Source organism: Psychroflexus sp. MES1-P1E, from assembly GCF_002836055.1.
In the GTDB taxonomy this organism is placed as follows: domain Bacteria; phylum Bacteroidota; class Bacteroidia; order Flavobacteriales; family Flavobacteriaceae; genus Psychroflexus.
Genome location: NZ_PJBS01000351.1, coordinates 38,286 through 52,843, shown reverse-complemented (window position 1 = coordinate 52,843; position 14,558 = coordinate 38,286). Strand labels below are relative to the sequence as shown.

10 protein-coding genes and 1 pseudogene are annotated in these 14,558 nt (G+C 35.1%); 8 read left to right on the top strand and 3 right to left on the bottom strand.

Going from position 1 to position 14,558, the window contains the following annotated elements:
• Positions 1 to 3 precede the first annotated feature (3 nt).
• The gene (locus tag CXF67_RS17590) at positions 4 to 699 is read right to left on the bottom strand and encodes a CoA transferase subunit A (RefSeq protein WP_102089945.1); all 696 of its coding nucleotides are present in this window, start codon (positions 697 to 699) and stop codon (positions 4 to 6) included.
• A gap of 171 nt (positions 700 to 870) precedes the next feature.
• Between CXF67_RS17590 and CXF67_RS17585 the strand changes: the two genes are divergently transcribed.
• Positions 871 to 2,904, top strand: coding sequence for a thioredoxin domain-containing protein (locus tag CXF67_RS17585; protein WP_102089944.1), 2,034 nt, complete (start codon positions 871 to 873; stop codon positions 2,902 to 2,904).
• A gap of 2 nt (positions 2,905 to 2,906) precedes the next feature.
• On the opposite strand, the pseudogene CXF67_RS17580 reads toward CXF67_RS17585, so the two are convergent.
• Positions 2,907 to 3,935: pseudogene (locus CXF67_RS17580) on the bottom strand (isoaspartyl peptidase/L-asparaginase family protein).
• 547 nt (positions 3,936 to 4,482) lie between these two features.
• Here CXF67_RS17580 and CXF67_RS17575 point away from each other — a divergent pair.
• The 4 genes from CXF67_RS17575 (at position 4,483) to CXF67_RS17565 (ending at position 9,775) form a co-directional block, all read left to right on the top strand.
• Positions 4,483 to 6,885 carry a PAS domain-containing protein gene (locus CXF67_RS17575; protein WP_257984751.1) on the top strand — a complete coding sequence of 801 codons (2,403 nt, stop codon included), beginning with the start codon at positions 4,483 to 4,485 and terminating at the stop codon, positions 6,883 to 6,885.
• The gene (locus tag CXF67_RS19025) at positions 6,879 to 7,943 is read left to right on the top strand and encodes a PAS domain-containing protein (protein WP_257984750.1); all 1,065 of its coding nucleotides are present in this window, start codon (positions 6,879 to 6,881) and stop codon (positions 7,941 to 7,943) included. The genes CXF67_RS17575 and CXF67_RS19025 overlap by 7 nt, the downstream gene beginning before the upstream one ends.
• A 162-nt stretch (positions 7,944 to 8,105) precedes the next feature.
• Positions 8,106 to 9,314, top strand: a complete 1,209-nt coding sequence (locus CXF67_RS17570; RefSeq protein ID WP_102089943.1) for a GAF domain-containing sensor histidine kinase — start codon at positions 8,106 to 8,108, stop codon at positions 9,312 to 9,314.
• Between the two features lie 56 nt (positions 9,315 to 9,370).
• A complete protein-coding gene (locus tag CXF67_RS17565) occupies positions 9,371 to 9,775 on the top strand; it encodes a response regulator (protein WP_102089942.1) in 405 nt (134 codons plus the stop codon).
• 9 nt (positions 9,776 to 9,784) lie between these two features.
• On the opposite strand, the gene hflX is transcribed toward CXF67_RS17565, so the two are convergent.
• On the bottom strand, positions 9,785 to 11,020 hold the full coding sequence (gene hflX, locus CXF67_RS17560) for a GTPase HflX (protein ID WP_102089941.1): 1,236 nt from the start codon (positions 11,018 to 11,020) through the stop codon (positions 9,785 to 9,787).
• 161 nt (positions 11,021 to 11,181) lie between these two features.
• On the opposite strand from hflX, the gene CXF67_RS17555 reads away from it, so the two are divergent.
• From CXF67_RS17555 to CXF67_RS17545, 3 genes are read left to right on the top strand one after another with little or no spacing between them, the layout of a single operon-like run.
• Positions 11,182 to 11,583, top strand: coding sequence for a T9SS type B sorting domain-containing protein (locus CXF67_RS17555; RefSeq protein ID WP_102089940.1), 402 nt, complete (start codon positions 11,182 to 11,184; stop codon positions 11,581 to 11,583).
• Positions 11,584 to 11,616: 33 nt separating this feature from the next.
• Positions 11,617 to 12,525, top strand: a complete 909-nt coding sequence (locus tag CXF67_RS17550; RefSeq protein WP_102089939.1) for a PorP/SprF family type IX secretion system membrane protein — start codon at positions 11,617 to 11,619, stop codon at positions 12,523 to 12,525.
• 18 nt (positions 12,526 to 12,543) lie between these two features.
• A complete protein-coding gene (locus tag CXF67_RS17545; protein WP_257984749.1) occupies positions 12,544 to 14,442 on the top strand; it encodes an OmpA family protein in 1,899 nt (632 codons plus the stop codon).
• The last annotated feature ends 116 nt before the right edge of the window (positions 14,443 to 14,558 follow it).

Genomic DNA, 14,558 nt, shown 5'->3' with positions numbered 1-14,558 from the left:
TTTTTAAGATTGTGTGGTTCTCTGTTCAATTCGCTTTTCGTAGTGTTCTCCCTGAAAAATACGCTGAACAAAAATACCTGGAATATGGATGAAATTAGGATCGAGTTCACCGGGTTTTACAAGCTCTTCCACTTCCACAACAGTAACTTTAGCAGCTCCACACATTAAAGGGTTAAAGTTTCTAGCGGTCCCTTTAAAAATGAGATTACCAGCTTCATCCCCTTTCCATGCTTTTACAAACGCAAAGTCAGCTTTGAAGGCCTCTTCCATGATATGAGGTTTTCCATCAAAATCTCTAACTTCCTTTCCTATGGCTACTTCGGTGCCATATCCAGCAGGGGTATAAAAGGCAGGAATACCATTTTGAGCAGCTCTACATCGCTCAGCTAAGCTGCCTTGAGGAATTAAATCTACTTCTAATTCACCGCTGAGCATTTGTCTCTCAAATTCAGCATTTTCTCCTACATATGAAGAGATCATTTTTTTTATTTGTTTTTTCTTCAGAAGTAGCCCAAGTCCAAAATCGTCAACACCGGCATTGTTTGAGATGCAAGTCACGTCTTTCACATCGCGTTTCACAAGTTCTTGTATGCAATTTTCGGGAATACCACTAAGGCCAAAGCCTCCAAGCATAAAGGTCATTCCATCGTGAACGCCCTCTAAAGCTTTGGTAACATTATTTACAGTTTTATTGATCATGAGTTTATTAATTTAGGTTGAAAATACAGAATTTTAAAACGCTTTCCAATTTTATAGAGCCTGTTGAGTGAACATAACTCAATCAGGTTAAGTTTTAAAATCATCAGTTTTAAGACTGTTTAACATTCAGAAGGTGGTAAGAAAATGTAATTTTGGTAAAAAAAACACTCTATGTCTGGATTCAAAAATGATCTTCAATTTGCTTCAAGTCCGTATCTATTGCAACATGCAGAGAATCCTGTGCATTGGGTAGAATGGAGTCCCGAAGTTTTGGAGCGTGCTAAGCAAGAAAATAAGCCTGTTTTGATTAGTGTTGGCTATGCCGCTTGCCATTGGTGTCACGTTATGGCTCATGAATCTTTTGAGGATAACGAAGTAGCCGAGCTAATGAATAGGCATTTCATTTGTATAAAAATTGATAGAGAAGAGCGCCCAGATATTGATCATATTTATATGGAGGCGGCTCAAATGTTAACAGGTCGTGGAGGTTGGCCGCTCAACGCTTTTGCCTTATCAGACGGCAGACCTTTTTATGCAGCCACCTATTTTCCGAAAGAAAACTGGAAAAAAGTTTTGTCAAATATCGCTAAAGCCTATTCTCGAGATTATAAGTCTCTTCTGGAGACTGCGGAAAAGGTAACAGACGGTATACAGTTGGCTCAAGAATTAAGTGCAGTAGAAGATGGAGACGTTCAGTTTTCTAAAAAAGAATATCAAGACCTAATAATCAACTGGCGAAAAATAGTAGATGGAGATCGCGGGGGTTTTAGGGGGGCTCCTAAATTTCCAATGGCTAATTCTTGGCAGTTTTTACTCCAATATTATGATTTTACCAAAGACCACTCGGTTCTAGAGATGGTAGCTAAAACAGTAGATGAAATGGCTCTGGGAGGTATTTATGATCAAATTGGTGGCGGATTTTCAAGATATTCTGTGGATGCTGAATGGTTTGCGCCACATTTTGAAAAAATGCTTTACGATAATGCTTTGTTGATTAGTTTATACGCAAATGCGTTTAAGTTGGCGCCTAAGCCTTTATACAAGCAAGTGATTTCAGATACTATCAATTTCGTGAGCAAAGAGCTCATGAGCGAGGATTATGGGTTTTATGCATCTCTAGATGCCGATAGTGAAGGGGAAGAGGGAAAGTATTATGTGTGGTCTTATAAAGAACTTTCTGAGGTGTTAACCGAAGAAGAATTAAACCTAGCTGAAAGCTTTTATAATGTGACTCAGCGAGGTAACTGGGAATCATCCAGAAATATTTTGTTTAGTCAACAAACCCCAGATTCTTATGCGAAAGTTAAAGATTTAGTCCCTGAAAAATTTAAAAGTGATCTAAATCAACTGAGGTATAAATTATATCAAATTCGTTGGGAGAGGACTCATCCTCCGTTAGATCATAAAATCATCACCTCATGGAATGCGATGATGATTACTGGATTGGTGGATGCCTATATAGCCTTAAAAGAACCTGAATATTTAGACTTAGCAGAAAAGAATGCGCAGTTTTTATTAGCGTCTATGGTTACTGAAAATGGAAAATTATTACGAACCAAAAGTTCAAACTCTAAATTTATATATGGTTTTTTGGATGACTATGCTTTTTTGGTGGAAGCGCTTATTAAATTATACCAAGTAACTTTTAATATCCACTATTTAACTACAGCTAAAGATTTGGTGAACATCTGTTTAGACTACTTTTTGGACTCTTCAACAGGACTGTTTTATTATTCATCGACCAAAGGAGAGCAGCTTATTTCAAAAACCTTTGAAATTAATGATAATGTGATTCCTGCTTCCAACTCGTCTTTAGCTAAATCTTTGTTTTTGATGGGGCACTTTTTTAACGACTCTACTTATACTAAAGCATCAAAGAAAATGTGGAATCAGGTCAAATCAAAACTCCACAAATCGGGACCTTATTATGCCAACTGGCAAATTCTGTCTGGGTGGTTTTCTCATCCCTTTTATGAAGTAGCAATCATGGGGAAAGAGTCTGAAGTAAAAGCATTGGAGCTTCAGCATAGCTTCTGTCAAAATGCTATTTTCTTGGGTGGACACCAAGAAAACTTGGCCCTTTTAAAAGGAAAGACACCACAAAACACTTTGGAAACTATCATATATGTCTGTGAAAACAAAACGTGTCAACAGCCTACTACACATGTTGATATTGCCAAAAAACAACTAGAAATCAAGGGTTGAGGTTAATCCTCGTACATCTTAATAAGGGTTTCACCTTTCATGGTTTTAGACGCTCTAAACATCCCTGGAGTATTGAATTCCATGACCATGTTTCCTTTGTTGTCAATACCTATGATGCCGCCTGTCCCCCCCATATCGGTAAGTTTTTTTTGGATCACGCGTTTTGCTGCTTGCTCTAGACTGATGCCTTGGTATTCCATAAGTGCAGAGATATCGTAAGCAACTACACCTCTAATAAAATATTCGCCATGACCCGTTGCAGAAATGGCACAGGTTTTATTATTGGCATATGTACCAGCACCTATGATAGGCGAGTCTCCAATTCTTCCATATTTCTTGTTGGTCATTCCTCCAGTTGAGGTGCCAGCGGCTAAGTTGCCATCTTGGTCTAAAGCAGCACAGCCAACAGTCCCAAACTTTTCATTGCTCAAGAAAAACTTATTTCCATCATAGACCCCTTGTTCATTTGCTTTGGAATCTTTCAGTGCTCGCTTTCTATTGTCTGTTATAAAATATGAGTTTTCTACAAATTATAGTCCATTTAACTTGGCAAAGTCTTCAGCACCAGAGGCACTTAGCATCACATGATCGGATTCTTCCATGACTTTAAAAGCGAGGTTAATGGGGTTTTTGATATGTTGTACACCAGAAATAGCTCCTGCATTTCTGGTTTTTCCATCCATTATCGAAGCATCTAATTCGGCAATACCATCGGCATTCAACACGGCTCCTTTTCCAGAATTGAATAGAGGAGAATCTTCCATGATATTAATAGTTCTTTGGACCGCTTCCAAAGCAGTACCTCCTTCAGAAAGGATGAAATGTCCCTTCTCTACAGCTTCTTTTAATTTATCCTCATAAGCTCTTTGCAAAGAGTCTGTCATGTATTCTTTTTTGATAACACCAGCACCACCATGTATAACAATGCCAAATTTCGGGGGTTTAGGGGCGTTTTTTTCTTTGTTAAGCTTTGGGGTATCGTGACATGCGATAAGTAATATACTGACAAGTAATAAAAGATAATTTTTCATGACATTATAAGTTTAATGAGTAATCCAATGTTGATTTTTATATTGATACTAAGTTAGACTCTGGGAAGCATTATTAGAGGCATTGCAATCTTTTTTATTCAGAGATATCTAAACTTGATTCCACAAGGGCAATAGCCTTCCAAAATTTTATTCCCTCTTTATTGAGCAGTAAGTTTTCTGCGGAATTGTGAGCTTTCAGCTCAGCTTAGGCATCTTTATTATTTATGGCAACAACTTCTACCCCAAATTTTTCACAAAGGGCCACAGTTCCTTCAGAAAACCTATAAGTTTGCAAATGCAGAACAATATCGTCAGTAATATGACCTTGAGCGAAGATAGAAAATATGTCAGTAAATTTATCTGAGTTGGTCGGCTTTTGACCTTAATCCTTCCAACAAGTTGTAACACAAAATAACTTAAGTCCGTCGTAATTATTATCAACTAAATTTATGCATCTATATTGAGTATCATGCTTAATATGGTTTATTATATTTGTTTTAATTTTTATATTATTGCAGAAAACACATTTAATTAATACTATCAATATATGTCAACAGAATTTAATGAATTAAAGCAGATACTGGATTATTTTGAATCTCCAGTATTCTTAGTTCGGTATTCTGGTAAAGATCTTAAAGTAGATGGGTGTAGCCCAAAATTTAAAATGCTCTTTGATTGTCTAGGAAGAAAAGATGAAACAGTCAACTTGCCATTATTTTTATCAGAAACTTTAAGAGTCGATAATAAATCTTTAAAATTCATTGAATCTCAATTAGAGTCACTTTCCGAAAAGCCAGCATCAACAGCAGAGTTTGATTTAAGCTTTAATCATAAAGATTTTTATTTTAAATGTGAACGCATTGGGATCAACAAGACTCCATATTTCTTTGTTATAGTCACTCAACGCTACAAAGAGAGACCCTTCTTTAATAAAACCCACAAAACTTTAGATGTAGCTTTTTTTCAAAGAATTTTCGAATCTCTTCCCTTAGGCATTGCAGTTAATAAAATAGACGACAATACCACTGTTTACGTCAATAAAAATTTTGAAGACATCTATGGCTGGAAAGCTGAAGACCTTCAAAATGTATCAGAATTTTTTGAAAAAGTATATCCAGAGGTTAATTATAGGAAAGAGATTTCGGAAAGAGTCTTAAGTGATATTGATTCTCGAAATCCTGAAAAGATGCAGTGGCAAAATTTAAAAATCACCACAAAATTAAATGAGGTAAAAATCGTTGATGCTAAAAACATCCCTCTTTATGATCAGAATCTTATGATTTCTACAGTGACGGATATCACTGAAAGTTATTATGCGAGGGAAGCACTGGAGCAAGCAAAAAGCAGGTTTGACCTTGCCTCTCAAGCTAATTCAGATGTGGTATGGGAATGTGATTTAAAAAGCGATAAATTATACTGGGGTGACAGTTTTGAGGGCATTTTTGGTTACAAAAAAGGAGGCGATATAGTTTCAAAGTCTTTCTGGGAATCTAAGATCCATCCTAATGACATCCACACTTTTTTAAATAGCTTAAAATTAGCAAAAGAAGATAAAAGTTTGAATAAATGGACGTTTGACTATAGATTTTTGAAAAAGGATACCTCCTATGCTAATGTAAGAGAGAACGTGATTATCGTCAGAAATAAGGAAGGGGAGGCTACTCGACTTGTTGGAGCCCTGCAAGACATCACTAAAGCGGTAAAACGAGAAGACCACCTGGGTCTTTTAGAAAAATTGGTAGCAGGAGCAAAAGATGCCATCTTGATGACCAAAGTCCACAACGACAATTTTCTAGACTCAGAAATTATTTATGCTAATTCGAGTTTCCAAGAGTTATTTGGCTATGATAGTTCAGGCATCATTGGGAAAACCCCACTCGAGTTTTATGTGACCGATAAAAATAAAGCAGAATTTACAGATTTAAATAAAAAATTGAAAAATTGGGATCTAGTAGAAATCGATCTTTTAAATTTTACAAAACAAAACGTAGAGTTTTGGAACAATCTATCCATCACTCCCATCATGGATGATCAGGGCTGGTACACACACTGGGTAGTGATCAATAGAGATGTTAATGACCTGAAGAATAGTATAATAAAGCGTCAGCTTCTCACGCAAACTCATAAAATATTTACAGAAAACATACCGCTAAACGCTTTATTAGTAAAGGTACTGCAAGAGATAGAAAATCAATTAGGGTCTTATGTGAATGAGATTTGGCTTTTAGATCCTTACTCAAAAAAATTAACCAAGTCGGTAGCGCTTAAGGGTAGAAAGGTTGTCGATTTGGAAAGCGATGACACTAGTATATTTTACAAAAGTGTTATAGAAAAAATATTTAAAGCGAATCAACCTCTTATCACTATTCATCAAGAAAATCTATATTTGGAAGATAGCATAGATATTAAACTGAGTTATGCCTTCCCAATTCAGTCTCATGGTTCCATCTTGGGAGTGGTGCACTTAGGCTTCACACATGCTTATTCTCGAGAACATAGCCTTCGCTCTGTTTTTGATGATTTTTCTATACAGTTGGCTAATGAAATTTCTAGAAAACAAGCTGAGAATGAATTAACTAGTTTTTTTGAATATGCCCCAGATTTTATGTGTATCGCTGGAAAAGATAGGTATTTAAAAAAAATAAATAAACGTGCAACCGAATTACTCGGCTACAGTGAAGATGAGTTTTTGTCTATACCTTTTTTAGAGTTTATCCATAGTGAAGACCAAAACGAAGCTCTAGAAACCCTTTCTGCCGCTATTCAATTGCCAGGAAAACAGTATTCAAAAATACGTTTAATTTCTAAAAATAACAACACCCTTTACGTCTCTTGGACTTTGTTTCGCCTAAAAGATAGCGAGGATGTCTTTTGTGTTGGTAGAGATATCACAGGCAAAGAAAGGCTAGGAGAGTTACTTGAAAAACGAATGTACTCTCTAAAATGGTAACTTGGGAAATTGATTTTGAAAACAATAAAACGTATTTGAGTGAAAATGCAAAGCACTTGCTCGGTCTAAAAGATAGTTTTGTCGGTGAGGTATCTGAAATGAATTCACTGTTAAATTTGAATCAAGACCTAGCTAAACTTCAGTCTACAAAAGTTGAAATAAAACAAAATGAGGAGTTTGATACTCAGATTAACCTTCCTAATGGTACAAATAACTGGTTTCGAATTGTCGTAGAACAAGAATTTAAGAATAACATTCTAGTCAAGTTGTTTGGATCTTTACAAAATATACACGGCTATAAGGAGTCTTTATTGAAAGAGAAGAAACTCCTTCAGGAAAAGAATCAGATTCTAGCTAATATTACTGACGGTTTTTTAGTAGTTGATGAACAATGGATTGTTAAATACTGGAATAAAAGCGCTGAAGAGATTTTATCTGTGCATAAATCAGAAATTCTGGGAAAACATTTATGGGAGGTTTTTGATGACTTTAGAGGACAGGCACTTGATATAAAGTACAGAGAATCTATGGAGAAACAAGAAAGCTTCTATTTTGAAAATTTACAGAAATGGTTTGAGGTGAGTGCTTATCCTTCGGAGAAGCAGCTTTCAATCTATTTTAGAGACACAACAGAGAAGAAGGCGGTTGTTGAAGATCTGAGAACACAAATTAAAAATTTTGAAATTCTCTCAGAAACCGTTATAAATGCTGTTTGGGATCTTGATATTCAAAACAATTCTATATTATGGGGTTCTGGGCTTAAAAATCTTTTCGGATATGATCCCAAAGAGTTCAGTGACAGTGAACAAATGTGGTTAAGTAAAATTCATCCAGAAGAAAGAGAAAGGATTCAAATTTCTTTTGAAACTTCACTTAAAGATACAACTGCGGATCATTGGAATGAACCTTACCGTCTTATGAAAAGTGATGGGGCTTATATTTCTGTTTTGGATAGAGGAGCTATCATTAGAGATGATCGAGGAAAAGCTTTAAGAATGGTTGGAAGCTTGCAAGATATTTCTGACATAAAAAAGCAGAAGACTAAAATCGTACACTAAATTTTTGAGATGGTTTTCCCTTTAAAACAATACTTTTAAAAAAGGTCTTTAATTGCCTCTTTTTTAGAAAATATGCCTAATTTTGTTAACATGAATTAATCTGAATTTTAAAGTTGATGAAGGTATAACTTCAACAAAATATTCCCTTAAAGTCACATTAATATGAAAAAGCCACTGATTCCAGATAATGAAGTAGAACGCTTAAAAGACTTACAAAGCCACCAATTACTAGACGATCTTCCAGATGAAGATTATGATTTGATTACAAAACTAGCTTCAGATATTTGCGATACTTCAATATCACTTGTCACACTAATTGATTCCAAGAAACAAGTCTTTAAATCTAGGCAAGGAACAGATTTGAAGGAAACCTCAAGAGATATAGCCTTTTGTGCACATGCTATAAATACTCCAAAAAAATCACTTATTGTCAATGATGCTAGTTTAGATGAAAGATTTAAAGAAAATCCTTTAGTTACCAAAGATCCAAAAATTGCTTTTTATGCGGGTATCCCTCTTATGAGTAAGGAAGGCTATGCCTTAGGTACATTGTGCGTTTTTGATCACAAACCTAAAGTTTTATCTACATCACAAATACAAGCCCTCAAATCTCTTGCAAAACTAGTAGAACGCCTGTTTGAGTCTCGTAAGAAATCTTTAGAGTTAAAAAAAGTCTATTCTCAATTGGAAGCTCAAAAGAATCAAACCGAAGAAGTTGCTTATTCTATAGCTCATGATCTTAAAAACCCTTTAGATAGCATTCAGGGATTTTTAGAATTATTACAAAGTGATACAGGAACAAGTCTTGGTGAAGAGGCTCTGCAATACATCAACTATGCCAAACAAAGCACTCATAAAATGACAGGGCTTATCTATGAGATACTTGCTTTTGCCAAATTGACTTCACAGAAAGATGTCAATGAGCGTGTAGATGTAGAGCCAATTATTGAAAGTATTATAGATCTTAATTTACCAATTATCAAATCCAATACTATTGCCATAAACTATTCTGAACTTCCTAAAATTCATACTTCTAAAACTTCATTTTCAATAGTCTTACGGAATTTAATAGGTAATGCTATAAAGTACAGATCTAAAATAAGACCTTTAGTTATTGAAATAAAAATCAAAAAGGAGTCTAATCGATGGGTTATTCATATTTCTGATAATGGTTTGGGCATAAAAGAATCCAACCTAGATAAAATCTTTAGACCTTTTTACAAGGAAGACTCCCAGAGTGATGCTGGAGTAGGGATGGGGCTGGCAGTTTGCAAAAAAATCATCTTAAACTTAGGAGGTGACATCTGGGTAACTTCTAAACTTGGAAGCGGTAGTACGCTTAGCTTCAACCTTCCTAAACAAGTCTTATGAGCCAAAATATTTTTAGTTTATTATAACCCTATTTAAAAACTCAATAAAATAAAAATATGAAATTAAAAGTTTTAAATGTGGACGACGACAAGATGGTCCTTTTTATCTACGAGAAAATGATGGGTCATGCAGACTTTTCTAGTCATCCTAAGTCGTTTTCAAACGGATACGAGACTTTGGATTACATTTCTGAATACAAAAATGAGGATACAAAGTTTTTGATTTTCCTAGATGTAAATATGCCAAACCTTGATGGCTGGCAATTTATGGATAAACTCAAATCTATTGGATTAACCAATTACTGTCATGTTTTGGTCGTTACCTCTTCAATAGATCTTTCCGATAAAGAAAAATCGGAAACCTATCCAGTAGTCATCGATTTTATAGAAAAACCTATTAATATTGAAAAACTAAATCAATTAAAACAGCTTAAACAGCTTCAGCCCTTTTTTGAAAATTAAGAGCGGGCTTTAATCCTTCATCTCTTCCTCATCTCCAGTATAAGCTTCGTATTCTGGATATAAGAAGTTGTTATATGGAAAACGTTTAATATGTATCTTTCTGGCGGTTTCGTAGACTTTTTTTCTAAACTCTTCAATATTTTCTTTCTCTGTTGCCGAGATAAATAAAACATTATCGCCTTCCCGCTGCATCCATGTTTTTTTCCACTCTTCAAGGGTGTAATGTTGATAAGATTTTTCAACCATCAAATCATCTTCTTCGATCACTTCAGGTTCGTAGTTATCAATCTTATTAAAGACCATGATACAAGGTTTATCTTTAGCATTAATATCGTCTAAAATACTATTTACTGATTCGATGTGATCCTCGAAATTTTCATGAGAGATATCGACTACATGTAAAAGCAAGTCGGCTTCTCTGACTTCATCTAAGGTGGATTTGAACGACTCCACAAGTTGAGTGGGTAACTTTCTTATAAAACCTACTGTATCGGTTAGCAAGAAAGGAAGATTACGGATCACAACTTTCCTAACCGTAGTGTCTAAGGTAGCGAATAACTTATTTTCTGCAAAAACTTCACTTTTGCTTATCACATTCATCAGCGTAGATTTACCAACATTGGTATAGCCAACGAGAGCAACTCTTACAAGGCTTCCTCTGTTCCCACGTTGAACAGCCATCTGTTTGTCTATGGTTTTTAGCTTTTTTTTAAGCAAGGTGATTTTATCTCTTACAATACGTCTATCAGTTTCAATTTCAGTCTCACCAGGGCCTCTCATACCAATACCACCTTGCTGTCTCTCTAAGTGGGTCCAAAGACCGGCAAGTCTTGGTAACAAATATTCGTATTGAGCAAGTTCTACTTGAGTGCTTGCGTTACTTGTTTTTGCGCGTTGAGCAAAAATATCCATAATAAGGTAGGTTCTATCGACCACTTTGCACTTGAGTATTTTTTCGATACTTCTTTGTTGACCAGGAGATAATTCATCATCAAAAATAGCAGTACCTACTTGATGTTCTTCCACATAATCTCTTACTTGTTCTAGTTTTCCTTTTCCTATAAAAGTTTTAGGATTTGGAACCTCTAATTTTTGCTGAAAACGTTTTAAAACTTCTCCACCAGCAGTATAAGTAAGGAATTCTAACTCATCTAGATATTCCTTGGATTTTTCTTCATTTTGAAACTGACTAACAATCCCAATAAGGACTGTTTTTTCATAGTTTATATTTTGAGCGTCTAGCATAGTTTATTTTATAAAAGCAAAATTATGAAAAATACTTCAGTTCACTTATCACTTTAAGATATTGGAAATTTAAAGAAATGGGGGTAGACTTTTCTTTTTCTTCTAACTTTATTCACTAAATTTAGCCTTTAAATACTAAAAATTTCCTTAATTCGTTTATTATGAATAATCAAACTTTTATGAATTTTAAAACCTACCTTTTTACTTTCTCTTGTTTAATTTTATCTCTTTCATGTAGTTCAGATGATTCAGGTGAACTTAATGCCAATCAAAATGAATGTAAAATTTCTGGTGGAATTTCTCCAAATCAAGATGGGCTTAATGATAATTTTGATTTGTCTTGTCTTGCAGACCGAACAGGAATCGCCACTTTAGAAATTTTCGACAGAAATGGTCGAAAGATTTATGACAAAGACAATTATAGAGACGAATTTATTGGAGATTCCGATACTGGAAATAGCTTGGTGACTGGGACTTATTTTTATGAGATTGCTTTCGAAATCGAAGATCCCGAATATGGTTTCAGTGTAAAAGGAGCCCTATACATTAACGTAGAACAATAAGTCTTTATAGTTTTGTTGAAGAAAACCCTATCCATGAAATATATATATATACCTTTTTTCGCCATCTTGTGCTTGTTTACTATCACCAACGTAACAGCGCAGCAAGATCCCCAGTATACTCAATACATGTACAATATGAACGTTGTTAACCCAGCTTACGCCGGCTCTAAAGAAAGCCTTTCTGTTGGTGCTTTGTACAGAGGGCAGTGGTCTGGAATTGACGGCGCACCTCGAACATTTACTTTTAATGCACATACCCCTTTAGGAGATGGTTTTGGTGTTGGATTATCAGCTATTAGTGATCAAATAGGACCTGTAGATGAAACTAATCTTTACGCAGATATTTCCTATACCATCGATGTTGGACAAAATAGCAAATTGGCTTTTGGTATAAAAGCTGGAGCAACTCTACAAAATAGTAACTTTACAGATTTATATCTCCAAGATGAAATGGATCCTGCTTTTCAAGAAGATCTTAGCGAAATCTATCCTAATTTAGGTGCTGGGGTTTTATATTATACAGATAAATTTTATTTAGGTCTTTCTGTACCAAATTTCTTAAGTTCTACTCACCTAGAAGTGGATGGAAGAGAATTTGGTTCAGAAAAACAACACTATTTTGTGACAGCCGGTTATGTGTTTGATATCAACGATCATATCAAATTCAAACCTTCTACTTTAGTGAAATCTGAACTAGGTTCAGCAGTCTCCTTTGATGTGAATGCCAATGTCTTATTCCACGATAAGCTTGAAGTAGGCGTTTCCTATAGATATGAAGATGCTATAAGTGCTTTAGCAAGTATAAGATTTACAGATTTAGTGCGGGTAGGGTTTGCTATCGATACAACTAAAAGTAATTTGAACAATCCTTCTTACGAGGCCTTCATTATTTTCGATATTTTCTTTAAGAAGAAAACTTACGTTTCTCCTCGCTATTTTTAAACTCAAATCCACATGATTATGAAAAACCTATTTATACTAAGTATTTTTTGTTGCTTGTCATCAACCATGCTTTGGTCCCAAAACAGCGATACCAAAAAAGCAGATAAATACTTCGAAAGCTTTGCCTATGTCGATGCGATTGATGCTTACGAAAAATTAATTCAAAAGGGAAAAGCTAATGCCTATGTTTATAAGCAATTGGCGATAGCTAATATGAAGACTTCCAACTTCGAAGCGTCTGAACGATTATTTAAGCGTTATCTAAGAAGTAGTCGGAATCCAGAGGCTATAGATTACTTTAATTACGCTCAAACTCTTTTGATTAACGAGGAGTATGATAATTTCAAAAAAGCTATGCTTGATTTTGTCGATAAAGCGCCAATGGATCGAAGAGGAAAGGTCTTTCTAGAAAATCCAGATTACCTGATGGATTTACAATCGATGACCCCAAGATTTGAGTTGAATAAACTCAGCTTAAGCTCGGATTTTTCAGATTTTGGAGCATACGAGTTCGATGGAAAGCTTTATTTTGTTTCAGCAAGGAACGAATCTCGTAAAACATATGGATGGGATAACGAACCTTCTTTAGATATTTTTGTGGCTGAAAATGTTGCGGGGACATTTAAAAATCCAATTGAAATCACAGGATATATCAATACCAAATACCACGAAGGCTCTATTGCTATCACTAAGGATAAATCGACTTTATACTTTACTAGAAACGACTTTTTATACGAAAAGTATAGAAAAGATGACAACGGAGTGAACAATCTTAAAATTTATAAAGCAACATTAGTTAACGGAATGTTCCAAGATATCCAAGACTTGCCTTTTAATGATATTTCATTTTCCAATTCAAACCCAGCCTTAAGCCCAGACGGGAGTCAGCTTTATTTTTCAAGTGATAGAGCCGGAGGTTATGGATCTTCAGATCTCTATGTTGTGGATATTAATGTCGATGGAACTTACGGATCTCCACAAAACCTAGGGCCCACTCTCAATACAGAGGGAAGAGAAAACTTTCCATTCGTCGATGAAGAGGAGATGCTGTATTTCTCCAGCGATGGACATCTAGGTCTTGGTGGCTTGGATGTTTTTTATTCTAAAGTAGATTCTGGTAACTTTACCCCTCCTCAAAACTTAGGTCACCCATTAAACAGTAATGCCGATGATTTTGCGTTTACTTATAATGGTAACGTAGAATTAGGCTTTGTGTCTTCTAATAGAACTACTAATAAAAAAGAAGAACGAACCGACAATATATACCGAGCCAAATTGGTAAGTCCACTTGAACAGACTTCTGTATTGGTTGAAGTTGTAGATGCTACTACTGAAGTTCATATCCAAGAGGCTCAACTTATTTTCTACGATACCACCCAAAATGAATATTCTAGGAGCAGAACGACTGCTAGGGGTAATAGCAGAAACTTTTTACCAACTGGAAAGAAGTTTGATTTGCAAGTGAATGCTGAAGGCTATGAGAGTCAATCCAATTCATTTGAAGTTCCTCAGCTACAAATGGTAATGAGAGTCGCTTTAGTACCAGAGATGACATCTACTGAAGCTGAGATTTTAATTCTTCAAGAACGTATCTTTTTTGATTATAACAAAGCCAACATAAAGCCAGAAGCTGCTTTTGAATTGGATAAACTAATTGAAATTCTTAAAGAAAATGAAAACATAAACATTCAAGTGGTTAGCCATACCGATGAAAGAGGTTCAGGGGCTTACAACATGAAATTATCACAAGACAGAGCTGAAAGTACAGTAGCTTACTTGACCGAAAACGGAGTTGATCCTGAAAGATTATCCTCTGAAGGTAAAGGGAAAAGTGAGATTATAAAAGATTGTATTTCTGGATGTAGTGAGGAAGAACACGAAGAAAATCGGCGTTCAGAATTCAAAATTGTAGACTAATACCAAATTAAATTTATAATGTGGTATAAATAAATTGAATTATACTACCACGCAGCTCAGCACAGGTTTTTTGATTGATTGAAATTAAAAATAATTAGTATAGCCTTAGTTACGGT